The sequence below is a fragment of the Pseudomonas sp. HMSC066A08 genome (assembly GCF_001813025.1).
In the GTDB taxonomy this organism is placed as follows: domain Bacteria; phylum Pseudomonadota; class Gammaproteobacteria; order Pseudomonadales; family Pseudomonadaceae; genus Pseudomonas; species Pseudomonas aeruginosa.
Genome location: NZ_KV811305.1, coordinates 350,658 through 374,896, shown reverse-complemented (window position 1 = coordinate 374,896; position 24,239 = coordinate 350,658). Strand labels below are relative to the sequence as shown.

Annotated in this window: 23 protein-coding genes, 1 tRNA gene and 1 pseudogene; 15 read left to right on the top strand and 10 right to left on the bottom strand. The window is 67.6% G+C overall.

Features of this window, described 5'->3' with window-relative positions; all coding sequences use genetic code 11:
* The first annotated feature begins 74 nt into the window (after positions 1-74).
* The 5 genes and pseudogenes from HMPREF2886_RS18010 to HMPREF2886_RS17990 all read left to right on the top strand — a co-directional run bounded on the left by HMPREF2886_RS18010 (position 75) and on the right by HMPREF2886_RS17990 (position 5,283).
* On the top strand, positions 75-1,667 hold the full coding sequence (locus HMPREF2886_RS18010; RefSeq protein ID WP_012613928.1) for an MFS transporter: 1,593 nt from the start codon (positions 75-77) through the stop codon (positions 1,665-1,667).
* Between the two features lie 11 nt (positions 1,668-1,678).
* Positions 1,679-2,743 (top strand): HlyD family secretion protein, encoded by a 1,065-nt coding sequence (locus HMPREF2886_RS18005; RefSeq protein WP_070747982.1) that lies wholly within the window; start codon positions 1,679-1,681, stop codon positions 2,741-2,743.
* Positions 2,740-4,179, top strand: coding sequence for an efflux transporter outer membrane subunit (locus HMPREF2886_RS18000; protein ID WP_033976066.1), 1,440 nt, complete (start codon positions 2,740-2,742; stop codon positions 4,177-4,179). The genes HMPREF2886_RS18005 and HMPREF2886_RS18000 overlap by 4 nt, the downstream gene beginning before the upstream one ends.
* Before the next feature lie 3 nt (positions 4,180-4,182).
* Positions 4,183-4,422, top strand: a pseudogene (locus tag HMPREF2886_RS17995) (LysR family transcriptional regulator); the annotation flags it as partial.
* Positions 4,423-4,512: 90 nt separating this feature from the next.
* Positions 4,513-5,283 carry a DODA-type extradiol aromatic ring-opening family dioxygenase gene (locus HMPREF2886_RS17990; RefSeq protein WP_033938260.1) on the top strand — a complete coding sequence of 257 codons (771 nt, stop codon included), beginning with the start codon at positions 4,513-4,515 and terminating at the stop codon, positions 5,281-5,283.
* 365 nt (positions 5,284-5,648) lie between these two features.
* On the opposite strand, the gene HMPREF2886_RS17985 is transcribed toward HMPREF2886_RS17990, so the two are convergent.
* On the bottom strand, positions 5,649-7,352 hold the full coding sequence (locus HMPREF2886_RS17985) for a DEAD/DEAH box helicase (protein WP_003119873.1): 1,704 nt from the start codon (positions 7,350-7,352) through the stop codon (positions 5,649-5,651).
* A 310-nt stretch (positions 7,353-7,662) separates the two neighbouring features.
* On the opposite strand from HMPREF2886_RS17985, the gene HMPREF2886_RS17980 reads away from it, so the two are divergent.
* A complete protein-coding gene (locus tag HMPREF2886_RS17980; RefSeq protein WP_003104155.1) occupies positions 7,663-8,454 on the top strand; it encodes a crotonase/enoyl-CoA hydratase family protein in 792 nt (263 codons plus the stop codon).
* 25 nt (positions 8,455-8,479) lie between these two features.
* On the opposite strand, the gene HMPREF2886_RS17975 is transcribed toward HMPREF2886_RS17980, so the two are convergent.
* A complete protein-coding gene (locus HMPREF2886_RS17975) occupies positions 8,480-9,229 on the bottom strand; it encodes a spermidine synthase (protein ID WP_033973903.1) in 750 nt (249 codons plus the stop codon).
* Between the two features lie 175 nt (positions 9,230-9,404).
* Between HMPREF2886_RS17975 and HMPREF2886_RS17970 the strand changes: the two genes are divergently transcribed.
* Positions 9,405-10,751, top strand: coding sequence for a class II 3-deoxy-7-phosphoheptulonate synthase (locus HMPREF2886_RS17970; protein WP_003117352.1), 1,347 nt, complete (start codon positions 9,405-9,407; stop codon positions 10,749-10,751).
* 40 nt (positions 10,752-10,791) lie between these two features.
* Here HMPREF2886_RS17970 and HMPREF2886_RS17965 read toward each other — a convergent pair whose 3' ends face one another.
* Positions 10,792-12,000, bottom strand: a complete 1,209-nt coding sequence (locus HMPREF2886_RS17965; RefSeq protein WP_070747980.1) for a winged helix-turn-helix domain-containing protein — start codon at positions 11,998-12,000, stop codon at positions 10,792-10,794.
* Positions 12,001-12,082: 82 nt separating this feature from the next.
* Positions 12,083-12,316, bottom strand: a complete 234-nt coding sequence (locus tag HMPREF2886_RS17960) for a DUF1127 domain-containing protein (RefSeq protein ID WP_033973908.1) — start codon at positions 12,314-12,316, stop codon at positions 12,083-12,085.
* A 96-nt stretch (positions 12,317-12,412) separates the two neighbouring features.
* On the opposite strand from HMPREF2886_RS17960, the gene HMPREF2886_RS17955 reads away from it, so the two are divergent.
* Positions 12,413-13,267 carry a LysR substrate-binding domain-containing protein gene (locus tag HMPREF2886_RS17955; RefSeq protein WP_070747978.1) on the top strand — a complete coding sequence of 285 codons (855 nt, stop codon included), beginning with the start codon at positions 12,413-12,415 and terminating at the stop codon, positions 13,265-13,267.
* A 1-nt stretch (position 13,268) separates the two neighbouring features.
* On the opposite strand, the gene HMPREF2886_RS17950 is transcribed toward HMPREF2886_RS17955, so the two are convergent.
* Complete coding sequence (locus tag HMPREF2886_RS17950) at positions 13,269-14,018, bottom strand: sulfite exporter TauE/SafE family protein (RefSeq protein WP_003143723.1); 750 nt, start codon at positions 14,016-14,018, stop codon at positions 13,269-13,271.
* Between the two features lie 99 nt (positions 14,019-14,117).
* Here HMPREF2886_RS17950 and HMPREF2886_RS17945 point away from each other — a divergent pair, with 99 nt between their 5' ends.
* From HMPREF2886_RS17945 to ohrR (HMPREF2886_RS17935), 3 genes are all read left to right on the top strand, one after another.
* On the top strand, positions 14,118-15,074 hold the full coding sequence (locus HMPREF2886_RS17945) for a LysR family transcriptional regulator (protein WP_033973926.1): 957 nt from the start codon (positions 14,118-14,120) through the stop codon (positions 15,072-15,074).
* An 85-nt stretch (positions 15,075-15,159) separates the two neighbouring features.
* Complete coding sequence (gene ohrR / locus HMPREF2886_RS17940) at positions 15,160-15,615, top strand: hydroperoxide stress response transcriptional regulator OhrR (RefSeq protein WP_003090940.1); 456 nt, start codon at positions 15,160-15,162, stop codon at positions 15,613-15,615.
* 144 nt (positions 15,616-15,759) lie between these two features.
* A complete protein-coding gene (ohrR, locus tag HMPREF2886_RS17935; protein WP_033973913.1) occupies positions 15,760-16,188 on the top strand; it encodes an organic hydroperoxide resistance protein OhrR in 429 nt (142 codons plus the stop codon).
* A gap of 87 nt (positions 16,189-16,275) precedes the next feature.
* On the opposite strand, the gene efp is transcribed toward ohrR (HMPREF2886_RS17935), so the two are convergent.
* Together efp and earP are read right to left on the bottom strand one after the other, a co-directional pair.
* Entirely contained in the window at positions 16,276-16,842 is a 567-nt protein-coding gene (gene efp, locus HMPREF2886_RS17930) for an elongation factor P (RefSeq protein ID WP_003090942.1), read from the bottom strand.
* 42 nt (positions 16,843-16,884) lie between these two features.
* Positions 16,885-18,015 (bottom strand): elongation factor P maturation arginine rhamnosyltransferase EarP, encoded by a 1,131-nt coding sequence (gene earP / locus HMPREF2886_RS17925; protein WP_033973914.1) that lies wholly within the window; start codon positions 18,013-18,015, stop codon positions 16,885-16,887.
* A 155-nt stretch (positions 18,016-18,170) separates the two neighbouring features.
* Here earP and HMPREF2886_RS17920 point away from each other — a divergent pair.
* A tRNA-Ser gene (locus HMPREF2886_RS17920) sits at positions 18,171-18,260 on the top strand.
* 414 nt (positions 18,261-18,674) lie between these two features.
* On the top strand, positions 18,675-18,926 hold the full coding sequence (oprI, locus tag HMPREF2886_RS17915; RefSeq protein WP_003090944.1) for an outer membrane lipoprotei OprI: 252 nt from the start codon (positions 18,675-18,677) through the stop codon (positions 18,924-18,926).
* Between the two features lie 125 nt (positions 18,927-19,051).
* Here the strand turns inward: oprI and HMPREF2886_RS17910 are convergent, their stop codons facing one another.
* The 3 genes from HMPREF2886_RS17910 to tesA form a co-directional block, all read right to left on the bottom strand.
* Positions 19,052-20,023, bottom strand: a complete 972-nt coding sequence (locus tag HMPREF2886_RS17910) for a L,D-transpeptidase family protein (RefSeq protein ID WP_003090946.1) — start codon at positions 20,021-20,023, stop codon at positions 19,052-19,054.
* Positions 20,024-20,100: 77 nt separating this feature from the next.
* Positions 20,101-20,379, bottom strand: a complete 279-nt coding sequence (locus tag HMPREF2886_RS17905) for a hypothetical protein (RefSeq protein ID WP_033973916.1) — start codon at positions 20,377-20,379, stop codon at positions 20,101-20,103.
* A 55-nt stretch (positions 20,380-20,434) separates the two neighbouring features.
* Entirely contained in the window at positions 20,435-21,040 is a 606-nt protein-coding gene (tesA, locus tag HMPREF2886_RS17900) for an esterase TesA (RefSeq protein ID WP_033973918.1), read from the bottom strand.
* A 10-nt stretch (positions 21,041-21,050) separates the two neighbouring features.
* Here tesA and HMPREF2886_RS17895 point away from each other — a divergent pair, with 10 nt between their 5' ends.
* Positions 21,051-21,734 (top strand): ABC transporter ATP-binding protein, encoded by a 684-nt coding sequence (locus HMPREF2886_RS17895; protein ID WP_003090949.1) that lies wholly within the window; start codon positions 21,051-21,053, stop codon positions 21,732-21,734.
* An 8-nt stretch (positions 21,735-21,742) separates the two neighbouring features.
* Positions 21,743-24,235, top strand: coding sequence for an ABC transporter permease (locus tag HMPREF2886_RS17890; RefSeq protein WP_083318579.1), 2,493 nt, complete (start codon positions 21,743-21,745; stop codon positions 24,233-24,235).
* Positions 24,236-24,239 lie beyond the last annotated feature (4 nt).

The window sequence follows — 24,239 nt, the reverse complement described above, 5'->3', positions numbered from 1 at the left end:
CGGCGGAAATCAGAAGAGTTTCCGCCCATGCCTTGTTTCCCCACCCAGGCCACCCTCGCCGCAGCGAGGTCGCGATGACTTCGCTCGCCACCCCGCTCGGCCAGCCGACGCCAACCGCAGCCCCCGCCGCCCAGCCTTTCGGCGCGCGCATCGTGGTCGGCCTGCTCGGCGTGCTGCTTGCCTCGCTCACCGCCGGTCTCAATGGTCACGTCACCGAGATCGCCATGACCGATGTGCGCGGCGCACTCGCCATCGGCCATGATGAAGGCACCTGGCTGACCGTGCTCTACGAAGCCACCCAGGTCGCCGCCATGGCATTCGCGCCCTGGTGTTCGGTGACCTTTTCCCTGCGCCGCTTCACGCTCTTCGCCATCGGCGGCTTCGCCCTGCTGGCCCTGCTCTGTCCGTTCGCGCCGAACCTCGAGAGCCTGCTGGTTCTGCGCACCCTGCAAGGGCTGATGGCCGGCTGCCTGCCACCGATGCTGATGACCGTGGCGCTACGCTTCCTGCCGCCCGGGATAAAGCTCTACGGCCTGGGCGCCTATGCCCTCACCGCGACCTTCGGGCCCAACCTGGGCCTGCCACTGGCGGCGTTCTGGTTCGAATACGTCGGCTGGCAGTGGGTGTTCTGGCAGGTCATTCCGCTGTGCCTGGTGGCGATGGCCGCGGTGTCCCATGGCATCCCCCAGGACCCGGTGCGCCTGGAACGCTTCCGCCAGTTCGACGGCATCGGCCTGCTCACCGGTTTCCCGGCGATCTGCGCCCTGGTGATCGGTCTGCTGCAAGGCGAACGCCTGGACTGGTTCGAGTCGCCGCTGATCTGCCTGCTGCTGGGCAGCGGCAGCCTCCTGCTGGGGCTGTTCCTGGTCAACGAATGGAGCCACCCGCTGCCGTTCTTCCGCCTGCAGTTGCTGAAGCGCCGCAACCTGACCTTCGCCCTGATCACCCTGGCCGGCGTGCTGGTGGTGCTCGGCGCGAGCATGGGCGTGCCGACCGAATTCCTCGCCGAGATCCGCGGCTACCGCCCCCTGCAGAGCGTACCCATGGTGTTGCTGGTGGCCCTTCCGCAGCTCGTCGCGCTGCCGCTGGTGGCGGCCCTCTGCAACATCCCGAGGGTCGACTGCCGCTGGGTGCTGGCCTGCGGCCTGTGCCTGTGCGCCGGTGCCTGCCTGAGCTTCAGCCAACTGACGGCGGACTGGGTGCGCGAGGACTTCTACCTGCCGATGCTGCTACTGGTGGTCGGCCAGCCGATGGCGGTGATTCCGCTGTTGATGCTCTCCACCAGCGTTATCGCGCCCATCGAGGGGCCCTTCGCCTCGGCCTGGTTCAACACCGTCCGCGGCTTCTCCGGGGTAGTCGCCACCGCGGTGATCGGCGCCCTCGGCACCGCCCGCGAGCACTACCACTCCAACCGCCTGGTGGATCACCTGGGCAATGCGTCCCAGGCCGTCGAACTGCGCCTGCAACAGATCGCCGGCCTGCAACCGGGCGCCGACTCCGGCGCGCACTGGCAGCACCTGGCCGAACAGGCCCGCCAACAGGCCCAGGTGCTGGGCAACGCCGATGTGCTGCTGGCGATGGCCGGCCTGGCCTGCGCCCTGCTGATCCTGATTCCGATCCTGCCGCAACGGGCCTACCCGCCCCGTCCGGTCGCTCCCACACACTGAAAGGTCGCTGTATGTCGTTCATCACTTCGCGCAAGGGCAGCCTGCTGCTCGCCGCCCTGCTGGTCCTGGTCCTGCTGGTCTACCTACTGTTCCACCTGTTCGCCCCACGGGTCGTGCAGAGCACCGACGACGCCTATGTGCACGCCGACTTCACCCTGGTCGCGCCGAAAGTCGCCGGCTTCGTCCAGGACGTGCTGGTCGAGGACAACCAGCCGGTCAAGGCCGGCCAGTTGCTCGCCCGCCTCGACGACCGCGACTTCCGCACCGCCCTGGCCGCCGCCGAGGCCGACGTGCTCGGTGCCGAGGCCAACCTGGCCAATGCCGAGGCCAACCTGCAACGCCAGCAGGCAATGATCGAACAGGCGCGGGCCAAGGTCCGCGCCGAGCAGGCCGAGCTGGTCTTCGCCCGTCACGAGCAAAGCCGCTACCAGACCCTCGCCAGCAAGGGCGCCGGCAGCCTGCAGAACGCCCAGCAGGCGCAGTCGCGGATCGATACCGCCAGCGCCCGGCTGGCCGAGGGCCAGGCCGCAGTGGATGCCACGCGCAAGCAGGTGGGCGTTCTCGAAGCCCGCATCGGCCAGGCCCGTGGCGACCTGCAACGCATGCAGGCGCGACGCGACCAGGCCCGCCTGGACCTCTCCTACTGCGAACTCCGCGCGCCCTTCGACGGTCTGGTCGGCCGCCGCCAACTGCGCGTCGGCGCCTATGTCACGCCGGGCAGCGCGCTGCTGGCGGTGGTACCGCTGCAGCAGGCCTACGTGGTCGGCAATTTCCAGGAAACCCAACTGACCCACGTCTCTCCCGGACAGGCCGTGGAGATCCGCGTCGACACCTTCCCCGGCGAGGTTCTGCGCGGCCACGTCGACAGCATCGCTCCGGCCACCGGCCTGAGCTTCGCGCCGATCGCCCCGGACAACGCCACCGGTAACTTCACCAAGGTGGTCCAGCGGATCCCGGTGAAGATCGTTCTCGAGCCGCGCCAGGCCATGGCGGGCAAGTTGCGCGTAGGCATGTCGGTGCAAGCACGGATCGACACCGCGACCGGTACCCACTCCGCCGAGGTCGCCCAGCAATGAAAGGCACTCCGCTCCTGCTTATTGCCAGCCTTGCGCTCGGCGCCTGCAGCCTCGGCCCCGACTTCACCCGCCCGGACCGCCCTGCGCCCGGCGAATGGTCGCTCCAGGCCGCGGCCGGCAATCCCAGCCACCTCGCCGCCGCGCCGCTCGCAGCCCAATGGTGGACGCTGTTCGATGACGCGCAATTGAACGCCCTGCTGCAACGGGTCCAGCGTGCCAACCTCGACCTGCGCAGCGCTGCGGCGCGCCTGCAGCAGAGCCGCGCGATCCGTCGCAGCCTCGGCGGCGACGCCCTGCCCTCGGTGGACGCCAGCGGCACCTACCAGCGCCAGCGGACCACCAGCGCCGGCCTGTTCGATCCTTCCGGCAAGGCCGGCAAGGGCAACTACAACCACGCCCTGGCCGGCTTCGACGCCTCCTGGGAGCTGGACCTCTGGGGCCGCGTGCGACGCGAGCTGGAAGCCGCCGACGCGACGGTGGAAGCCAGCGAGAACGAACTGCGCGACGTGCAGGTCTCGGTGTTGGCGGAAGCCGCGCGCGACTATATCCAGTTGCGCGGCGAACAGAGCCGTGCGGCGATCATCCGCGACAACCTCGAAACCGCACGGCGCAGCCTGGAACTCACCCGCACGCGCCTGGCCAACGGCGTCGCCACCGACCTCGAGGTAGCCCAGGCGCTGGCCCAGGTGGCCAGCATGGAGGCACGCCTGCCCGAGGTGGAAAAGAACCAGGCGCACCTGGTCAACGCCCTCGGCTACCTGGTCGGCGCCAGCCCCGGCAGCCTGCTCGCCGAACTCGGCCCGGCGCGGGAGATTCCGCGTCCACCGGGCAGCGTGCCGGTCGGCCTGCCGTCCGAACTGGCCCAGCGCCGCCCCGACATCCGCCGTGCCGAAGCGCGCCTGCACGCCGCTACCGCCAGCATCGGCGTGGCCAAGGCCGACTTCTATCCGCGCATCACGCTCAACGGCAACTTCGGTTTCGAATCCCTGCAACTGTCCAGCCTGGGCGACTGGGACCATCGCCAGTTCGCCATCGGCCCGGCGTTCAGCCTGCCGATCTTCGAAGGCGGACGCCTGCGCGGACGCCTGGAACTACGCGAGGCACAGCAGCAGGAAGCCGCCATCGACTACCAGCGCACCGTGCTCCGTGCCTGGCAGGAAGTCGACGACGCGATGCACGACTACGCCGCCAACCAGCGCCGCCAGGAACGCCTCGGCGAAGCCGTGGCGCAGAACCGCCGCGCCCTGCAGAGCGCCCGCGAGCAATACCGCGCCGGCGCGGTGGACTTCCTCAGCGTGCTCGACAGCCAGCGGCAACTGCTGGACAACCAGGAACAGCAGGTCGCCAGCGACGAAGCGGTGTCGCTGACCCTGGTCAACCTCTACAAGGCGCTGGGCGGCGGCTGGAGCCCAACGTCCAACCCGGCGTCGGGCTGAGACGCCGCCCGCGCGCTGCAGGACGGCAGCCTGTTGCGACTACTGCCGGGCCATCGACTGCATGTCCGCGAGGTGTTCGTGCTGTACTCCCCGCGGCACTACCTGGACGCCAAGATCCGTACCTCGGTGGACTTCCTCAGGGAACGCCCGCCCCTGGCGTTCGAGCGTGACCGGGCGATCCTCGACGATCGACGCTACTGGGCGGAAAGCCCAACCGGCGTAGCGCGCGAGACCGCGACCTAACGCCTGGATCGATAGGTATCCTCAAAAACATATACTGGTTTTCGATTGATCGAGGGAGGAACATGGCTCATCCGAGTCACGAGGTGAATCATGCTACCGACTCTCTATATTTCCCACGGCTCACCGATGCTCGCCCTCGAACCGGGCGCCAGCGGCGTACAACTGCGCCGCCTGGCTACAGAGCTGCCGCGGCCGAAGGCGATCCTGGTGGTTTCCGCACACTGGGAAAGCGACGACCTGCGGGTAACCGGCGCCGCGGCGCCGGATATCTGGCACGACTTCTACGGCTTTCCGCCGCCCCTTTACGCCGTGCGCTACCCGGCCAAGGGCGCGCCGGCGCTGGCGCAGCGGACGATCGAACTACTCCAGGCCGCCGGCCTGCCGGCCCAGGCCGACCCACAGCGACCATTCGACCACGGCACCTGGGTGCCGCTGAGCCTGATGTACCCGCAGGCGGACATCCCGGTGCTCCAGCTGTCCCTGCCGAGCCGCCTCGGTCCGGCCCTGCAGAGCCGCGTCGGCCAGGCCCTGCGCCAACTGCGCGGGGAAGGCGTGCTGCTGATCGGTTCCGGTAGCATCACCCACAACCTGGGCGAACTGGACTGGCGCGCCGGGCCGGAGGCCATCGCGCCCTGGGCGCGGGAGTTCCGTGACTGGATGGTGGAAAAGCTCCAGGCCGACGACGAGGCCGCGCTTCACGACTACCGCCGGCAGGCGCCCTGGGCGGCGCGCAACCACCCCAGCGACGAGCACCTGTTGCCGCTGTTCTTCGCCCGCGGCGCGGGCGGCGGCGGGATGCGCGTCGAGCACAGCGGCTTTACCCTGGGCTCGCTGGGGATGGATATCTATCGCTTCGATTGACAGGGCTGCTCGTGGGATTGGCGGAGAGCATCGGCTTCCCGCCGCAAGCTGGGTGGACTCGGCTGGCAGCCAGGAAATCGCGAGCGATATCGTCCTGTAGCGCGAATAACGCCATAGGCGTTGTCCGCGGTGTCATGGATAGGCGGCGGATCAGGGCTTCGGTATGTGCAGGTCGGGCATGCACGACCTGGTGCCTGCCCTGACGGCTGGGCGAGTCTTTTGTTTCCTTCAGGACGCTTGCCAAAGGGACTCGCCCGGGGTGACGAAACGAGAAGCCGGGGCAGGCGCGAAAAACAGCCTGGCCAGCAAACATCAAGCCCATGAAAAAGCCCCGCCGAAGCGGGGCTTTTTCATCACGCTGGACCTCAGTCCTCGCGATAGCGGCGCAGGCGCAGGGCCTTGCCGGCGACGCGGGTATCCTTGAGCTTGGTCAGCAGGCGCTCGAGGTTGGCCTCGGGCAGCTCGATCAGGCTGAAGGTATCGCGAATCTGGATGCGGCCGATGTCCTCGCGGGACAGGCCGCCCTCGTTGAGGATCGCGCCCAGCAGGTTCTTCGCCGCGACCCCGTCGCGCGCGCCGAGGGCGGTGCGGCAGCGGGCACGGCCTTCGCTCGGCGGTGCCATCGGACGACGCTCGCCGCTGCGCTCCGGACGCTCGCCGCGCTCGCCGCGGTCGGCACGCTCGCGCGGCGCCGAAGGGGTCAGCGGCTGTTCGCGGCGCACCGACTCCAGGTCCAGCGCCTTGCCGGCGGTCAGGCGCGCCAGCAGCGCGGCGGCCAGGGTCTCGGCATCGCAGCCGAGGCGACGGCACAGTTCGTCGCGCACCGCGCCGCGCTGCTCGACGGCGCTGTCGAGCAAGGGCGTCAGGCTCGCGGCCAGGCGCGCCAGGCGGGCCTCCAGCACGGTCTCGGCATCCGGCAGGCGGACTTCGCCGACCTTCTGCCCGGTGACCCGCTCGATCACCTGCAGCATGCGCCGCTCGCGCGGAGTCACCAGCAGCAGCGCGCGCCCTTCCCGGCCGGCACGGCCGGTACGGCCGATACGGTGTACATAGGACTCGGGGTCGTACGGCATGTCGATGTTCAGCACGTGGGTGATGCGCGGTACGTCCAGGCCCCGGGCGGCAACGTCGGTGGCGATGACGATGTCCAGCGAACCGTCCTTCAGCGACTCGATGACCCGCTCGCGCTGGGCCTGCGGCATGTCGCCGTTGAGCGCGGCGGCGCGGTAGCCCTGGCGCTCGAGCAATTCGGCGTAGTCGAGGGTGGCCTGCTTGGTGCGGACGAAGGCGATCAGCGCGTCGAACTGCTCGACTTCCAGCAGGCGCTGGATCGAACCGGCCTTCTGGTCGGCATGGACCATCAGGTGGACCTGCTCGATGCGCGCCACGGTCTGGGTCTTGGCGGCGATCTTGACGTGCTTGGGCTGCTTCAGGTGGCGCTCGGCGATGCCACGGATGGACGCCGGCAGGGTCGCCGAGAAGAGCACGGTCTGGCGCGATTCGGGAAGCGCCTCGAAGATCACTTCCAGGTCGTCCATGAAGCCGAGCTTGAGCATCTCGTCGGCTTCGTCGAGCACCAGGCGCTGGACGGTGGCCAGCAGTTTCTCGTCGCGGCGCAGGTGGTCGCACAGGCGGCCGGGGGTAGCGACGAGGATCTGTGCGCCCTGGCGCAGGGCCTTCAGCTGCGGCCCCATGGGCGCGCCGCCGTAGACGGCGACCACGCCGACGCCCGGCAATTGCTTGGAATAGGTTTCGCAGGCGGTGGCGACCTGCAGGGCCAGCTCGCGGGTCGGCACCAGCACCAGCATCTGCGGCTCGCGGCGGCTCGGGTCGATGCGCGACAGCAACGGCAGGGCGAACGCGGCGGTCTTGCCGGTACCGGTCTGCGCCTGGCCGATCATGTCATGGCCTTCGAGGATCAGCGGAATCGATTGAGCCTGGATAGGCGAAGGCTCTTCGTAGCCTACGGCGACGATTGCCGCGAGCACATTGGGGTGAATACCGAGCGCGGCGAAGCCGACGGTTTCCTGAGTCATGGGTTTGCCTCGTATACATCCGCAAAGACCCATGACCCATGGCTGCTCATGCCCTGTACGGCCGAAACGGCCACCCAGGCAGCTGGGGCGGGGATTTGCGAGATTGCTTTTGAATTAGAAGATTACGTAAAGGAAATCCGCAGAGCGGATACACAGCCAGAGCACAGCGCTCCGAAAAATGCAGGTCCTGAACGGGGCCGGTTTTGACCGGCGCGCATCATACCGGAATTTTGACGTTTGTGTGCGTTTTTTCCGATATGCGTCATGGGAGAGACTGACAATGGACATCCCGATTCCAGACGTCTATACCGACGTTGCCCGCCCCCCGCCAGGAAACCGCCGCATGAACGACACCCTCCCAGGACGCATCAGCCGCGAACGGCGCGGCCACCTGCTGCTGCTCGGCCTCGACCGCGTGGCCAAGCGCAACGCCTTCGACCTGCCGATGCTCGACGACCTGGTCGCCGCGCTCGGCGAATACGAGGCCGACGACCAGTTGCGCTGTGCCCTGCTCTTCGCCCACGGCGAGCATTTCACCGCCGGGCTGGACCTGGCCAATGTCGGCGAGACCTTCCGCCAGGGCTGGAAACTCCCCGAAGGCGCCGTCGATCCCTGGGGCACCTTCGGCGGCCGGCGTCCAAGCAAGCCGCTGGTGGTAGCCGTGCAAGGCTACTGCTACACCATCGGCATCGAACTGATGCTGGCGGCCGACATCAACCTCTGCGCCAGCAACGCGCGCTTCGCCCAGCTCGAAGTGCAGCGCGGAATCCTCCCGTTCGGTGGCGCGACACTGCGCATGCACCAGGTCGCCGGCTGGGGCAACGCCATGCGCTGGCTGCTCACCGGCGATGAATTCGACGCCCACGAAGCCTATCGTCTCGGCCTGGTGCAGGAGGTCACCGCCCCGGAAGACCTCCTCGACCACGCCATCGCCCTCGCCGAACGGGTCGCGGCCCAGGCGCCGCTGGGCGTGCGCGCCACCCTCGGCTCGGCGCGCCAGGCCCTGCTGGAAGGCGAAGCGGTCGCCGCCGCTGCGTTGCCGGAAGCCGCCAGGCGCCTGCTCGACAGCGAGGACGCCAAGGAAGGCCTGCGCGCTCTCCAGGAACGTCGCCCGGGACGCTTCGAAGGACGCTAGCCGGCCCCTTGTCAGCGCGCCCTGGCTACTGGGCCGGGCGCAGGCTGTCGATATAGCCCTGCAACGAATAGCCGAGTTGCGGCTCCAGCGCCGCGGCACGCGTCCGCAGGGCTTCCTGGTCGAGTTCGAGGGCCAGGTTCGCCGGCACCAGCATCACCACGTTGCCCTCGGCCACCGGACACTCCCAGTAATGATGGTGATAGCGCCCGCGCAGCAGCGGCGCGCCCAGCGGCTTGCCATCGGTGCCGCTCCACTGGTTGATCACCAGCCAGCCATCCTCGGCGAGGCGCTCCTGGCAGGCGCCGAGGAAATTCCAGGCCAGGTGCGCGGCCGACGGGCCGGTATCGGTATAGAGGTCGAGGAAGATCAGGTCGGCCTCCGCGCATTCGCCCAGGCTCTCCAGTGCGTCGCCGATGCGCAATCGCAGGCGCGGGTCGTCGCGCAGCCCCAGATGCTCGCGGGCCAGGCGCGGAATCGCCGGGCGCAGCTCGATGGCCTCGGCCTCCTCCAGCGGCAGGTGGCGCAGGCAGGCCTGGGTCAGGCTGCCGGCGCCGAAACCGAGGAACAACGCGCGGCGCGGTTGCGAATGACAGAGCGCGCCGAGCAGCATGGCGCGGGTGTAGTCGTATTCCAGCCAGGCCGGATCGGGCATGAACACGCAGCTCTGCTCGACACCGTCGCCGAACTCGAGGAAGCGATAGTCGCCGGACTCGATGACCCGGATGACCCCGTATTCGTCGCGCTCCTCGACCAGCAGACGTTCTTCGCTCACCACTCACCTCCCTCCGCCGCTTCGCCGGCTATCGCCAGGCGCTCCGGCAAAAGCACCGCAGCATAGCAAAGCCGGCCCGACGATGGATTTCCGCTATTGCAACGATCGCTGGCGGCGCTGCGGCGAGCTGCTCTACCATGCCGCAATCCGCTTTCCCGAGCATTGCCAAGAGTCGTAGATGAGCCAGTCCTGGAGCCCCGAGAGCTGGAGGGCCAAGCCGATCCAGCAACAACCCGAGTACCCCGATGCCGCGCACCTGGCCAGGGTCGAGCAGACCCTCGCCGGATACCCGCCGCTGGTCTTCGCCGGCGAGGCTCGCGAGCTGCGCCGGCAGTTCGCCGAAGTTACCGCCGGACGCGCCTTCTTGCTCCAGGGCGGGGATTGCGCGGAAAGCTTCGCCGAATTTTCCGCGGCGAAGATCCGCGATACCTTCAAGGTACTGTTGCAGATGGCGGTGGTAATGACCTTCGCCGCCGGCTGCCCGGTAGTGAAGGTCGGGCGCATGGCCGGCCAGTTCGCCAAGCCGCGCTCCTCCGGCGACGAAACGCAGAACGGCGTGACCCTGCCCGCCTATCGCGGCGACATCGTCAACGGCATCGGCTTCGACGAGAAGAGCCGCGTGCCGGACCCGGAGCGCCTGTTGCAGGCCTACCACCAGTCCACCGCCAGCCTCAACCTGTTGCGCGCCTTCGCCCAGGGCGGCTTCGCCGACCTGCACCAGGTGCATCGCTGGAACCTCGACTTCATCGCCAACTCGGCGCTGGCCGAGCGCTACCAGCAACTCGCCGACCGCATCGACGAGACCCTCGCCTTCATGCGCGCCTGTGGCCTGGACAGCGCGCCGCAACTACGCGAAACCAGCTTCTTCACCGCCCACGAAGCGCTCCTGCTGAACTACGAGGAAGCCCTGACCCGCCGCGACAGCCTGACCGGCGAGTGGTACGACTGCTCGGCGCACATGCTCTGGATCGGCGACCGCACCCGCCAGCTCGACGGCGCTCATGTCGAGATGCTGCGCGGCGTAGGCAATCCGATCGGGGTCAAGGTCGGGCCGAGCATGGACAGCGAGGAACTGATCCGCCTGATCGATATCCTCAACCCGGACAACGATCCGGGCCGTCTCAACCTGATCGTGCGGATGGGTGCCGACAAGGTCGGCGACCACCTGCCGCGCCTGATCCAGGCCATCCAGCGCGAGGGCCGCCAGGTGCTGTGGAGTTCCGATCCGATGCACGGCAATACCATCAAGGCCTCCAGCGGCTACAAGACCCGCGACTTTGCCCGCGTGCTCGCCGAAGTCCGCCAGTTCTTCGAGGTGCACCAGGCCGAAGGCAGCTACGCCGGCGGCATCCACATCGAGATGACCGGGCAGAACGTCACCGAGTGCATCGGCGGTTCGCGACCGATCACCGAAGACGGCCTCAGCGACCGCTACCACACCCACTGCGACCCGCGGCTGAACGCCGACCAGTCGCTGGAGCTGGCCTTCCTGATCGCCGAAACCCTGAAGCAGGTGCGCCGCTGAGCGCGCCCCCGCCGCTCCCGCCGCCCGGCGGGAGCGCTCGCTAGAGCAGCACCCCGCGCAAGCGCACCGCCAACTCCCCGTGCCCCTCGATCGCCACCGTCGCCAGGCCCAGCCAGGCGGCCATGCTGCGCAGCTGCTCGGCCAGCTCGTGCAGGGCGGCATCGTCCATGCCGTTCGCCTCGGCATGCAGCGCATGCACCGCCAGGCGCTCCCGCGCCCGCTCGGCGCGGAGGTCGACGCGGCCGACCAGACGGCCGTTGTACAGGAATGGCAGCACGTAGTAGCCGTACACGCGTTTTTCCTTCGGCGTGTAGATCTCCAGGCGATAGCGGAAATCGAACAGGCGCTCGGCCCGCGCCCGCTCCCAGACCAACGAGTCGAAGGGCGAGAGCAAGGCACTGGCGCCCAGCCGCCGCGGCACCTGCGGTTCGCCGGGGCAGTAGGCCGGCTGGCTCCAGCCCTCGACCCTGACCGGCAGCAGTTCGCCAGCCTCCACCAGTTCGGCGAGGCACGCGCGGCTCTGCGCCGGGCTCAGCCGATAGTAATCGCGCAGGTCCTTTTCGGTGGCCACGCCCAGGGCGCTCGCCGCCATCCGCAACAGCTCGCGCTGGGCCTGTGCCTCCGAAAGCTCGGGACGCGCCAGCAATTCCGCGGGAAACACTCGCTCCGGCAGGTCATAGAGCCGCTCGAAGCCGCGCCTTCCGGCCACCGTCAGCTCGCCGGCGGCGAACAGCCATTCCAGCGCATGCTTTTCCGCACTCCAGTCCCACCAGGGACCGGCCCGCTCCTGCCGCGTGCTCAAGCTGCCGGCACCCAGCGCGCCTTGCTCGCGCACCGCCTGCAACACCTGGCGGATCAGTGGCTGCCGTTCCCGGCCGAAACGTGCCAGTTGCTGGTAGATGCCCTGGCCGTCGGCGGCCTGGCGCATCCGCCAGCGCATCAGCGGGTAGTGTTCCAGCGGCAGCAGCGAGGCCTCGTGCCCCCAGTATTCGAACAACTGGCGGTGACGGCCGACACTCCAGGCCGCCTCGTCGAGCAGCGTCATGGAATAGGGACCGAGGCGGGAAAACAGCGGCAGGTAGTGCGAGCGCACCAGCGCATTCACCGAATCGATCTGCAACAGGCCAAGGCGCGCGAGCATTACGCGCAGATGCCGCCGCTGCACGCTGCGGCGCGTCCGCCGGCCGTCGAAGCCCTGCGCGGCCAGGGCCAGGCGGCGGGCTTCGGCGAGGGAAAGCGAAAGACTCATGGAGCGCCCCAGTCGATGAACGAGACTGCGAGTCTATCGCGCCTCCGCCACCGCGCCAGCCCGGCGCGCCGCGGCGGTTCGTTCAATGCCGACGCAGCGGATCGTCCCAGAAATGACGCTCGCCTTCCTGGAAGATATCCGCCCGGCTCAGGCCGAGGTCCTTCAGCGCCTCGTCGCTCAGCCTCAGCAATTCCCGACGCTCGCGGGCCAGTTGCAGCCAGCGCCGCCAACGGCGCCACAACGACGGTGCAGCCGACGAGGCGGAATGGGATGCAGCGTGGAAGTGATTGCCGAAATAATCCTGTTGACCTTTCATCGTCTTGCCCTCCGTTCGGGATAGGCACAGTCTCCCGCCGGGCATAGGATCAATCCAACGAATCATTCTTATGCAATCCATCTCGGAGATTGATGTATGAGCTACCAGCCCGGCATCGATACGGAACTGCTCCGCACCTTCGTCGCCATCGCCGAGTACGGCGGTTTCACCCGCGCCGCGGAGGCGGTGAATCGCACCCAGTCGGCGGTCAGCATGCAGATGAAGCGGCTAGAGGAGGACGTCCTGCAGCGCTCGCTGTTCGAGCGCGACGGAAGGCAGACCCGCCTCACCGCCGAAGGCCAGGTGCTGCTCGGCTATGCCCGGCGGATCCTCAAGCTGCACGGCGAGGTGTTCAACACCCTGCGCCGTCCGCACATGGTCGGCTCGGTGCGCATCGGCAACCCGGACGACTACGTGATGCGTTTCCTCCCGGCGATCCTGTCGCGCTTCGCCGAAGCCTATCCGCTGGTGCAGGTCGAGGTGCATTGCGACACCTCGCTCAACCTGCTGGCGCGCAACGACCTCGACCTGTCCATCGTCACCCGTGAGCCGGGCACCGAGATCGGCCAGTTGCTGCGCCAGGAGCCCTTCGTCTGGATGGCCGCCGAGGGCTTCTGCCCCCACGACCAGCGGCCGATCCCGCTGGCCATGTTCAACACCACCTGCTTTTGCCGGGCCTGGGCCTGCAACGCCCTGGAGGCGGCGGAACTGGACTACCGCATCGCCTACAGCAGCCCCAGCCTGTCGGCGCTGTTCGCGGTGGTCAGCGCCGGCCTCGCCGTGACCGTGCAACTGCGCAGCCTGCTCACCGGCAACCTGCGCATCCTCGACGAGAGCGAGGGCCTGCCCGCCCTGCCCTCGGCCAGCATCATGCTGATGCGCAACCCGCACGGCCAGTCACCGGTCACCGAGAAGCTCGCCGAATACATCGGCGAGGGCTTCCGTCTCTGACTCAACCGCGCACCAGCAGGAGCACCGCGCACAACGCGAGGAAGGCGCAGAAAGCCATGCGCAGGCTTCGCTCGGGCAAGGCGTGGGCCAGCCTCACGCCCCAGGAAATGCTCAGCAGGCCGCCCAGCGCCAGGGGGATCCCCATCCGCCAGTCGACATGACCGTGCATCGCGTAGGTCCCCAGCGCCACTGCCGTGCTCGGCGCGGCCAGGGCCAGCGCGAGGCCCTGGGCGACGACCTGGGCGAGGCCGAACACCGAAGTCAGCACCGGTGTCGCCAGCACCCCGCCACCGACCCCGAAAAGCCCGCCGAGCGAGCCCGCGCCAAGGCCCAGCACGCCCATCCAGGGCAAACCGTAGCGCGGCGTCGCGCCGCCCTGCGGCGGGCGCCGGAACAGGCGCCAGAACATGTAGCCGGCCAGCGCCAGGAGGAAGATCACGAACGCTTCGCGCATCCGCGCCGCATCGATCCGCGCGGCCACGCTGGACGCCAGGAACGCGCAAAGCAGGCCGGTCAGGGCAAGGATTCCGGCCTGGCGCGGATCGATGCGGTTGCGCTGGTGGTAGCGCCACAACGCCAGCACCACGTTCGGTACCACCATCACCAGCGCGGTACCCTGCGCCAGTTGCTGGTCGAGACCGAAGATCACCCCCAGCGCCGGGATCGCCAGCAAGCCGCCGCCTATCCCGAACAGTCCGCCCAGGCAACCGAGCACCATCCCCAGCAGGAAATCGAGAAATACATCCAGCATGTCAGCCCCCTTTCGACGCCTTCATGCTAGGCAAGCGTGGCTGGATGGGAAACGCACAAGAAGGCAAAATGGCTATGCCAACTACGCAAAGGCATGAGCATGTTGCCCGATACCCTCAGCGAACAGTTCGTTCTCTACCTCGATGTCCTCGACGGCGGCAGCTTCTCCGCCGCGGCGCGCAAGCACCCGCTCACCCCGTCCGCCGTGGCGCGCCGGATGGACGCCCTGGAACGCGCCGTCGGCAGCACCCTGCTGGTGCGCACCACCCATGCGGTGCGCGCTACTCCGGCCGGCCTGGCCTTCGCCGACCGCGCCCGGCGGATCGTCACCGAACTGCGCCTGGCCCGCGCCGAAGCGGTGTCCCTGAGCACCGCGCCGCAGGGCCTGATCCGTATCGATGCGCCGGTGCCCTTCGGCCGCCGCCACCTGGCCCCGGCGATCGCCGACTTCCTCAAGGCCAACCCCGGTCTCGACGTGCAATTGCGCCTGATCGGCAGCTTCATCGACCTGCAGGGCGAACATCTCGGCGAGGTCGACCTGGTGTTGCGCGCCGGCCCGCTGCCCGACAGCCGCCTGGTGGCCACCTCGCTGGCGCCGATGGTGCGGGTGGTCTGCGCCAGCCCGGAATACCTGCGCGAACACGGCGTTCCCGCATCCCCAGGCGAACTGCCGCAGCATGCCGGCATCGATTGGGACAACCTGTCGCCACCCTATGCCTGGCGCTTCCAGCACGACGGCAAGCTCCAGCACCTGCGGCCGAAACGGGCGCGGCTGGCCACCAATAACGCCGAAGCGATGGTCGACGCGGCGCTGGCCGGCCTCGGCATCGCCCACCTGCCGACCTGGTTGTGCAGCGAGTACCTGCTGCGCGGCGAACTGCAGGCGCTGTTCTGCGACGACGGCTTGCCCGCCGCCGAGCCCACCTGCATCTATGCCCTGCGCCTGGAACGCGAAGCCAGTTCGCGAACCCGTCTGCTGCTGGCTTTCCTCCGCGAGCGCTTCGGCTTTCCGCCGCCCTGGGACCAGGCCCTGCAGCAGCGTCTCGGCGAGCGCTGAGGACACCACCCGGCGGGAAACCTGGAAAGCCAATAGCCACTACGCTAAATTCATGCACAGTGCCCTACTTACCTGGAAGACAGCCATGTCCCGACTGCCCACCACCCCTTGCGAGCAGCTCAAGCTGGACAACCAGCTGTGCTTCGCCCTGTATTCCACCTCGCTGCAGATGACCAAGGTCTACAAGCCCCTGCTGCAAGCGCTCGGCCTCACCTATCCGCAGTACATCGCCATGCTGGTGCTGTGGGAACGCGACGGCCTGACCGTGGGCGAAATCAGCGCACGCATGCTTACCGACCCGGGATCGCTCACGCCTCTGCTCAAGCGCCTGGAGGGCGAAGGTCTGATTACCCGCACTCGCAGCAGCGAAGACGAGCGCGTAGTCCTGCTGCGCCTGACCGACAAGGGCCGCGCCCTGCAGCGACAGGCCGAGAGCATTCCCGCCTGCATCCTGGAGAGTACCGGCCTCGACTTGCCACAGTTGGTCGCCCTCAAGGATGAGCTGCTGGCCCTGCGCGGCAACCTGCAAGCACCGGATTGAGGGGCTTATACCTACCTGTCTGGTTTTTATCGCCAAATCTTCCAACGATTTATCTTGCGCACAAAATAACATGGCGATAAATTTCACTTCACACACTTACTTAGCGCGCAATAAATTAACGCACAATCCAGACAGGTGACCCTCATGCAAACCATCAAGGCTCTCTACACCGCAACCGCTACCGCCACCGGAGGCCGTGACGGCCGTGCGGTATCCTCGGACGGCGTGCTCGACGTGAAACTCAGCACTCCGCGCGAACTGGGCGGCCAGGGCGGCGCGGCCACCAACCCGGAACAACTGTTCGCCGCCGGCTACTCCGCCTGCTTCATCGGGGCCCTGAAGTTCGTTGCCGGCCAGCGCAAGCAGGCCCTTCCCGCCGACGCCTCGATAACCGGCAAGGTCGGCATCGGCCAGATTCCCGGCGGCTTCGGCCTGGAGGTCGAACTGCACATCAGCCTGCCGGGCCTGGAGCGCGAAGCCGCCGAAGCGCTGGTAGCCGCCGCCCACCAGGTCTGCCCTTACTCCAACGCTACCCGCGGCAATATCGACGTACGCCTGAACGTGTCGGTCTGAAGCCTCTGCCTCTCCGCGCCGCGGCGGCGGACAGCGGAAACGAAAAAGCCCGGCGAATGCCGGGCTTTTTCTCGTCGCACGGAAGGATCAGGCCTTGACGCGGGACTTGTACTCACCGGTGCGGGTATCGATCTCGATCGAGTCGCCGATTTCGCAGAACGCGGAAACCTGCAGCTCGGCACCGTTGTTCAGGCGCGCGGTCTTCATCACCTTGCCCGAGGTGTCGCCGCGGACGGCCGGCTCGGTGTAGGCGATCTGGCGAACGATGGTGGTCGGCAGCTCTACCGAGATCACCTTGTCGTTGTAGAACACGGCTTCGCAGATGTCGGTCATGCCGTCTTCGATGAAGGTCAGCACGCCTTCCAGATCGTCTTTCTCGATCTCGTACTGGTTGAACTCGCTGTCCATGAAGACGTACAGCGGGTCGGCGAAGTAGGAGTAGGTCACTTCCTTGCGATCGAGGATGATCGGCTCCAGCTTGTCGTCGGCCTTGAACACGGTCTCGGTACCGGCGCCGGTCAGCAGGTTCTTCAGCTTCATCTTGACGACGGCAGCGTTACGGCCGGACTTGTTGAACTCGGCCTTCTGGATGACCCAGGGAGCGCCATTGATGTTGGCAACCTGGCCGGCGCGGAACTCTTGAGCGGTTTTCATACGAATATCCGATGGATGAAAGACAAAAAATCAGGCCGCGTATCATAGCCAATCTGCGTAAAATTGCACCAGCCTTGCCGCAAGATCCGGACGCATGCCCTGTTCGTCGGCCCAGCGCTGCGCTTCCCGACGCCACTCGGGCAGTTGCCTTTCCAGCCCCTCCCAGGCCCCAGCAAGTCCACCGCCGGCGTTCCACGCCAGCCAGAAGGTGCGCAGGTCTTCCGCCAGGTCGGCGGGCAGGCCGGCGCAATAGAGTTCGAGGAATGCCTCGAGCTTCGCCAGGTGCGCCTCCTCTTCCTGTCTATAGATGTGCCAGAGTAGCGGCCGTCCCGCCCACTGCGCGCGAACGAAGGAGTCCTCGCCGCGCACCGCGTTCAGGTCGCAGCACCACAACAGGCGATCGTAGTCGTCCTGCGCCATGAACGGCAGCACCTGGACCCGCAACGCGTCGCGCACGTGGACGTCCCCGACAGCCAGGGTAGCCACCCGCAGCCAATCGGCGACATCCGCCAGCACCCGCCCCTCCGGCACCAACAGCAGGCTCGGCTGGCGGGCGTCGCGCAGTTGTTCCAGCCAGCCAGGCAGCGCCGGGTTTTCGTAGGCAAACAGCGAAATCAGTCGCTCGCCAACCTTCCGCCGCACGCCGAGGGAGGCGAGAAACTCATCCTGTGCCGAGACGGAGGCCTGGAAACGGCGCCGACGCTCCAGCAGGCCGGCCTCGCGCAACAGACCGCCACTGGGCTCGCGGAACCCGGGAAAGAAGAAGTACTTGGAAAGCCCGCACGCCTGCGGCGACGGCAATGCGTGGCAACTGCCGATCCATTCCTCGGCACTCAGGTACTCCAGGTTCAGCCACAGGGACGGCCGCTTGCGCTCGCGCATGGCCTGCCGGTGCGCTTCCGGCAGTTCGCAGGCGAAGGCCTCGATCACCACGTCGGCGGCCGCCACCGGTGCCCACGGCCGGCCCCAGGCACGCACTTCGACCCCATCCAGGCACTGCACGTGCGCCGCCGGGTCCGCCCGCGGACAGATCCGGGCGAAGGCCTGCGGCTCGTCCACCCACAGGCGCACCGCCTGACCGTGCTCGGCGGCCAGTTGGCGAGCCAGGCGCCAGGTGACACCGATGTCGCCATAGTTGTCGACCACGCTACAGAAAATGTCCCAGCTCGCCATCCGCCTCTCCTCTTCGTGCCCGGCAGTCTACCAAGGCACCCCGCGGACTTTCCTTCGACGACCTAAGCCGATGAAAAAGTTAAAAAAATATTTGCCAAGCGGGAAATGTTCGAGTAAATTGCGCGCCTCGACAGACACGGCGCTGTCGAGAACCTGGTGAGGTGTCCGAGTGGTTGAAGGAGCACGCCTGGAAAGTGTGTATACGGGAAACCGTATCGAGGGTTCGAATCCCTCCCTCACCGCCAGATCGCAAGAAGGCCCGGCTAATCAAGTTAGCCGGGCCTTTTTCATTTCCGCACCAATACTTACGGCATTTCCGGCAACATGCTGGCAACTTAGTTGTTACTTGCCACTCCCCCAAGTCGATAAGCGCCAGCCACTCCGACGGAACATTCTCGACAACCCGGCAGCCCTCATCCCCCGCCTCTTGCAGCAACTCTACCCAAGGTCCGGGAAATTGCTTACTTGCGCCGCACGCTGGATATTTTTTGAACAAACGACACTCCAACTACTGCTAAAGTCGAGGGGACTAAAAAAAAAGTTGCTCGGCTTGCGCTTGGTCAGTTTACTTACTACAAGTAATGGGTAGTATGTAGCCGGCTAATTTCCCCGGCTGGGGAGATTGCTGTTATGGAAATGTCCACCTTAAGGGGAACACGATGAACAACGTTCTGAAATTCTCTGCTCTGGCTCTGGCTGCTGTTCTGGCCACCGGTTGCAGCAGCCACTCCAAAGAAACCGAAGCTCGTCTGACCGCTACCGAAGACGCAGCTGCTCGTGCTCAGGCTCGCGCTGACGAAGCCTATCGCAAGGCTGACGAAGCTCTGGGCGCTGCTCAGAAAGCTCAGCAGACCGCTGACGAGGCTAACGAGCGTGCCCTGCGCATGCTGGAAAAAGCCAGCCGCAAGTAATAGGTCTCACGACCTGTTGAAAACCGGTCCCTCGGGGCCGGTTTTTTTATGCCTGCGATTCCGACCGGGCATGAAAAAACCCGCGTCCCTTGCGGGTACGCGGGCCTCTGCCCCGACGCTCTCCGTCAGGGCGTAAGCTGGGTGGGATCGCTATCCACCGTCGCGGTCATCGCCGGCGCCGACTCCTGGGCGATTTCCACCGGCACGCCATCCTCCGAGGCCACCACTTCGCGGACCACGTCCCAGTTCAACTGGATACGCTTGGCCAGGTCGTCGCGCTTGAGCAGGGTATTGATCACCGCGGTGTGCTTGTCCACTACCGACGGGTCGCCATGGTCGTTCAGCGGCGTATGCGCCTCCAGGTAGACCTTGCCGTTGCTCACGCCGAACTTGTAGGGCTCGTTGATGATACGCACGCTGGTGCCGACGCTGATCATCGAGAACAGGTGGGTCACGTCGGCGTTGTACATGCGGAAGCAGCCATGGCTGGTGCGGGTGCCGATGCCGAACTTCTTGTTCGAACCATGGATCAGGTAGCCCGGCACGCCCAGGGTCAGCTTGTACGGCCCCAGCGGATTGTCCGGGCCCGGCGGCACCACGGTCGGCAGCGGATCGCCATCGGCGGCGTGCTCGGCGCGAATCGAGGCCGGCGGATACCAGGCCGGGTCCTTGGTCTTGGCGGTGATGCGGGTGTTCGCGATCGGCGAACCCCAGCCCTCGCGGCCGATGCCCAGCGGATAGGTGTGCACCACGTTCTGCCCTTTCGGGTAATAGTACAGGCGGTATTCGGCCAGGTTGATCACCACGCCTTCGCGCGGGCCAGGCGGCAGCACGAAGCGGGTCGGGATGATCACCTCGGTACCGACGCCCGGCAGCCAGGGATCGACGCCCGGGTTGGCGGCGACCATTTCGCTGTAGCCCAGGTTGTACTGCTCGCCGAGGTCGGCGAAAGTGTCCTCGTACTTGGCCTTGATCACCTGGACCTGGCCGACGACGTCCTCGCCCGGAGGCGGGAGCTGCAGTTCCAGGGCCGATGCGGAGCCGGCCGAAAGCAGCGCGGCGAAAGACAGTGAGACAACGGGTACGCGCGACAACATTCCGGAGAATCCTTGGCGAGTGCGATGAAAGAGTAGGAAAGACAGTGTAACACCCCGCCAGGTTTCACCGGGAGGGCTCAGACCAACCAGGACAGGCGCTCCCCGCGCTTTTCCGCCTCCAGTTGTTTCCGGCAATCGGGACACAGCAGCCGGTCGCGTAGACGCGCCCGTTCCAGCGGCTGCCAGCGTGGCCGGGCCGGCAGCAGCTTGCCGCAAAGCGTGCGGTCCGCCGGGGTATCCAGCTCCAGCTGACGCGCCACCACATGCACCCGGACCTCGCGACAGGCGAACAGGTCCAGCTGATCGTCGGGCTCGATCAGTTGATAGGCGTAGAGGGTCCAGGCGGGACGCGGCATGGGGGGCTCCTGAGGGGTGCGCAACCTTAGCCGAAAGCGGTTTCCCGGGGAAGTCTCAAAGCAGCGGTTTCAGCGTCGGCCAGACATTTTCCAGGAGCCTCGGCTGGGCGGCGAGCGCCGGATGGATACCGTCCGCCTGCATCATCCCCTGGACCCCGCCGACCCCTTCGAGGAAAAACGGCACCAGGGCGGTCTTTTCCTGCGCCGCGACCGCGCCGTAGACCTTGGAAAAGGCCTCGATGTAGCGCGGGCCGTAGTTCGGCGGCAACTGGATACCCAACAGCAGCACCTTCGCCCCTTCCGCCCGGGCCTTTTGCGCCATGCTGGCAAGATTCTGTTGCAATTGCGCCGGCGCCATTCCGCGCAGCCCGTCGTTGCCTCCCAGCTCGATCACCACCAGCGCCGGCTTCTCCTCGGCAAGCAGCGCCGGCAGGCGCGCCAGGCCGCCCGCGGAGGTGTCGCCGCTGATCGAGGCGTTCACCACCCGGTAGTCGTAACCCTCGTCGACGAGGCGCTTCTGCAGCAGGGCGACCCAGCCCTGGCTGGTATCCAGTCCCAAAGCGGCGCTGATACTATCGCCCACGACCAACAGCGTCTGCGCCGCGGCCTGCTGGGTCAGCAGGACCAGGGCCAGGCAGCCGCTCAACAGCAATGCACGCATCGGAACCTCCATGAGCGCCAGCATTCTCAACGCGCAGAACCTTAGCAAGGTTGTCGGTAGCGCGGAAGGCAAGTTGACCATCCTCCACGACCTCTCCCTCGACCTCGCCCGCGGCGACAGCCTGGCGATCGTCGGCAGCTCCGGCTCCGGCAAGTCGACCCTGCTCGGCCTGCTCGCCGGGCTCGACCAGCCCAGCGGCGGCGAGGTCCGTCTCGCCGGGCACGCCCTCGGCGACCTCGACGAGGACCAGCGGGCGCGCGTCCGCGCGGCCCATGTAGGCTTCGTGTTCCAGTCGTTCCAGTTGCTCGACAGCCTCGATGCGCTGGAGAACGTGATGCTGCCCCTGGAGCTGGAAGGCCGCGCCGACGCTCGCCAGCGCGCCAGAGAACTGCTCGAGCGAGTCGGTCTCGGCCAACGCCTGGGCCACTATCCGCGCCAGCTCTCCGGCGGCGAGCAGCAGCGGGTCGCCATTGCCCGCGCCTTCGCGGCGGAGCCGGACGTGCTGTTCGCCGACGAACCCACCGGCAACCTCGACAGCGCCACCGGCGAGCGGATCAGCGACCTGCTCTTCGAACTCAACCGCGAACGCGGTACCACCCTGGTCCTGGTTACCCACGACGAGCGTCTGGCGCATCGCTGCCGGCGCCTGATCCGTCTGGAAAGCGGACGCCTGATCGACCGGGTCGAACCCTGATGAAGCCGGTGCCCCTCTCCCGCCTGCTGAGCCTCGCCGGTCGCCAATTGTTCCGCGAGTCGCGCAGCGGTGAGCTGCGCGTGCTGTTCTTCGCCCTGCTGATCGCGGTCGCCTCGAGCACCGCCATCGGCTACTTCAGCGCCCGCCTGAACGGCGCCATGCTCGCCCGCGCCGCCGAGTTCCTCGGCGCCGACCTGGTGCTCAACGGTACCCAGCCGGCAAGCGCCGAACAGATCGAACGCGGCACCCGTCTCGGCCTGCGCCATGCCGACAGCGTCGAGTTTTCCAGCGTGATCGCCACCGACCAGGGCATCCAGCTCAGCAGCATCAAGGCGGTCGGCGACCACTACCCCCTGCGCGGCCAGCTCAAGAGCGCTGCCGCGCCGTTCGCTGCCGAGCAGGCCGGCGGTCGTCCGCAGGCGGGCGAGGTATGGGTCGAATCGCGCCTGCTGGCCAGCCTCGACCTGAAGGTCGGCGACAGCATCGAGATCGGCCGCAAGCCGCTGCGCATCGCGCGCATCCTTACCTACGAGCCGGACCGCGCCGGCGACTTCTACAGCCTGACGCCCCGCGCCATGATGAGCCTGGCCGACCTCGATGCCACCGGGGTGGTCCAGCCGGGCAGCCGGGTGCGCTACCGCGATCTCTGGGAAGGCCCGCCGGAAGCCCTCCAGGCCTATCGCCAGCAGGTCAGGGGCAGCCTCGCCGCCAACCAGCGCCTGCAGGATGCCCGCGACGGCAACCGCCAGGTGGGCGATGCCCTCGGCCGCGCCGAGCGCTACCTGAACCTGGCCAGCCTGGCCGCGGTGCTGCTCGCCGGCGTCGCCGTGGCGCTGTCCGCCGCCCGTTTCGCCGCACGGCGCTACGACGCCAGCGCGCTGCTGCGCTGCCTCGGCCTGTCGCGCAGCGAAACCCTGCTCCTCTATGCGCTGCAACTGTTGCTGCTGGGCCTGCTCGCCAGTGCCATCGGCGCCCTGCTCGGCTGGTTGGCGCAACTCGGCCTGTTCCGCCTGCTCGCCACGCTGCTGCCGCCGGACGTACCGGCCGGCGGCCTGTTCCCCGCCTTTGCCGGGATCGCCACCGGCCTGGTAGCGCTGGCCGGCTTCGCCCTGCCGCCGCTGGCGGCCCTGGGCCGGGTACCGCCGTTGCGGGTCCTGCGCAGCGACCTGCTGCCGGTGCCGATGCGCACCTGGATGGCCTACGCCTGCGCCCTGCTCGCCCTGGGCCTGATCATGTGGCGGTTGAGTCTCGACCTGAAGCTGACCCTCGCCCTGCTCGGCGGCGGCCTGGTCGCCACGCTGGCGCTCGGCGCCCTCCTGCTGCTCGGCCTGAACGGCCTGCGCCGGGCGCTGGCGCGTGCCAGCCTGCCATGGCGGCTGGGACTCGGCCAGTTGCTGCGGCACCCGCTGGCTGCCGCCGGACAGAGCCTGGCCTTCGGCCTGATCCTGCTGGCCATGGCCCTGATCGCCCTGCTTCGCGGCGAACTGCTGGATACCTGGCAGGCCCAGTTGCCGCCGGACGCCCCCAACCATTTCGCCCTGAACATCCTGCCGACGGAAAAGGACGCCTTCGAACGTCGCGTGCAAAAGCTCTCCCCCGACGCCGAGCCGCTGTTCCCCATGGTTCCCGGGCGCCTGGTAGCGGTGAACGGCAAGCCGGTCCAGGCGCTCGACGAAGACGTGCGCAGCGAACGTGCCCTGCAGCGCGACCTCGGCCTGACCTGGTCGGAGCGACTGCCCTCCGGCAACCAGCTCACCGCCGGACGCTGGTGGAGCGCGCCGCAGCCGGGGGCCCTGCCGGGCGTGTCGGTGGAAGAGAAGCTGGCCGCCAACCTGCGCATCCAGGTCGGCGACCGGCTCACCTTCAGCGTCGCCGGGCAGAATCGCGAGGTCCAGGTCCAGAGCCTGCGCAAGGTGAAGTGGGACAATTTCCAGCCGAACTTCTTCATGGTCTTCCAGCCCGGCACCCTGAGCGACCTGCCGGTGACCTACCTGACCAGCTTCTACCTGCCGGCCAGCCAGGAACGCGACCTGATCGAACTGGCCCGCGCCTTCCCCACCGTCACCCTGCTGCCGGTAGACGCCCTGCTGAGCCAGCTGCGGAGCATCCTCGACCAGGTCACCCTGGCCGTGGAGTACGTGCTGGTGTTCGTTCTCGCGGCGGGCTTCGTGGTGCTCTTCGCCGGTCTCCAGGCGACCCTCGACGAGCGCGTGCGCCAGGGTGCCCTGCTACGCGCGCTGGGCGCCGAGCGCGGCCTGCTACAGCGCACCCGGCGGGTCGAGTTCGCCCTGCTCGGCGCGCTCAGCGGCGTGCTCGCGGCACTCGGTTGCGAGGTGGTCAGCCTGCTGCTCTACCGGCTGGTCTTCGACCTGCCGTGGCAGCCGCATCCCTGGCTGCTGGCGCTGCCACTGGTGGGCGCCGTGCTGGTCGGCGGCGCCGGCCTGCTGGGCACCCGCCGCGCGCTCAACAGCAGCCCGCTGCGGGTCCTGCGCGAGGGCTGATCGG

Bases quoted from the DNA above. Each gene is read 5' to 3' on its own strand.
- HMPREF2886_RS17985 (WP_003119873.1), bottom strand. From the start codon at position 7,352: ATGGGTCTTTGCGGATGTATACGAGGCAAACCCATGACTCAGGAAACC.
- HMPREF2886_RS17945 (WP_033973926.1), top strand. From the start codon at position 14,118: ATGTTGCCCGATACCCTCAGCGAACAGTTCGTTCTCTACCTCGATGTC.
- ohrR (WP_033973913.1), top strand. From the start codon at position 15,760: ATGCAAACCATCAAGGCTCTCTACACCGCAACCGCTACCGCCACCGGA.
- HMPREF2886_RS17895 (WP_003090949.1), top strand. From the start codon at position 21,051: ATGAGCGCCAGCATTCTCAACGCGCAGAACCTTAGCAAGGTTGTCGGT.
- earP (WP_033973914.1), bottom strand. From the start codon at position 18,015: ATGGCGAGCTGGGACATTTTCTGTAGCGTGGTCGACAACTATGGCGAC.
- HMPREF2886_RS17965 (WP_070747980.1), bottom strand. From the start codon at position 12,000: ATGAGTCTTTCGCTTTCCCTCGCCGAAGCCCGCCGCCTGGCCCTGGCC.
- HMPREF2886_RS18010 (WP_012613928.1), top strand. From the start codon at position 75: ATGACTTCGCTCGCCACCCCGCTCGGCCAGCCGACGCCAACCGCAGCC.
- HMPREF2886_RS17905 (WP_033973916.1), bottom strand. From the start codon at position 20,379: ATGCCGCGTCCCGCCTGGACCCTCTACGCCTATCAACTGATCGAGCCC.
- efp (WP_003090942.1), bottom strand. From the start codon at position 16,842: ATGAAAACCGCTCAAGAGTTCCGCGCCGGCCAGGTTGCCAACATCAAT.
- HMPREF2886_RS17950 (WP_003143723.1), bottom strand. From the start codon at position 14,018: ATGCTGGATGTATTTCTCGATTTCCTGCTGGGGATGGTGCTCGGTTGC.
- tesA (WP_033973918.1), bottom strand. From the start codon at position 21,040: ATGCGTGCATTGCTGTTGAGCGGCTGCCTGGCCCTGGTCCTGCTGACC.
- HMPREF2886_RS18000 (WP_033976066.1), top strand. From the start codon at position 2,740: ATGAAAGGCACTCCGCTCCTGCTTATTGCCAGCCTTGCGCTCGGCGCC.
- HMPREF2886_RS17960 (WP_033973908.1), bottom strand. From the start codon at position 12,316: ATGAAAGGTCAACAGGATTATTTCGGCAATCACTTCCACGCTGCATCC.
- oprI (WP_003090944.1), top strand. From the start codon at position 18,675: ATGAACAACGTTCTGAAATTCTCTGCTCTGGCTCTGGCTGCTGTTCTG.
- HMPREF2886_RS17955 (WP_070747978.1), top strand. From the start codon at position 12,413: ATGAGCTACCAGCCCGGCATCGATACGGAACTGCTCCGCACCTTCGTC.
- HMPREF2886_RS17980 (WP_003104155.1), top strand. From the start codon at position 7,663: ATGAACGACACCCTCCCAGGACGCATCAGCCGCGAACGGCGCGGCCAC.
- HMPREF2886_RS17970 (WP_003117352.1), top strand. From the start codon at position 9,405: ATGAGCCAGTCCTGGAGCCCCGAGAGCTGGAGGGCCAAGCCGATCCAG.
- HMPREF2886_RS17910 (WP_003090946.1), bottom strand. From the start codon at position 20,023: ATGTTGTCGCGCGTACCCGTTGTCTCACTGTCTTTCGCCGCGCTGCTT.
- HMPREF2886_RS17990 (WP_033938260.1), top strand. From the start codon at position 4,513: ATGCTACCGACTCTCTATATTTCCCACGGCTCACCGATGCTCGCCCTC.
- HMPREF2886_RS18005 (WP_070747982.1), top strand. From the start codon at position 1,679: ATGTCGTTCATCACTTCGCGCAAGGGCAGCCTGCTGCTCGCCGCCCTG.
- ohrR (WP_003090940.1), top strand. From the start codon at position 15,160: ATGTCCCGACTGCCCACCACCCCTTGCGAGCAGCTCAAGCTGGACAAC.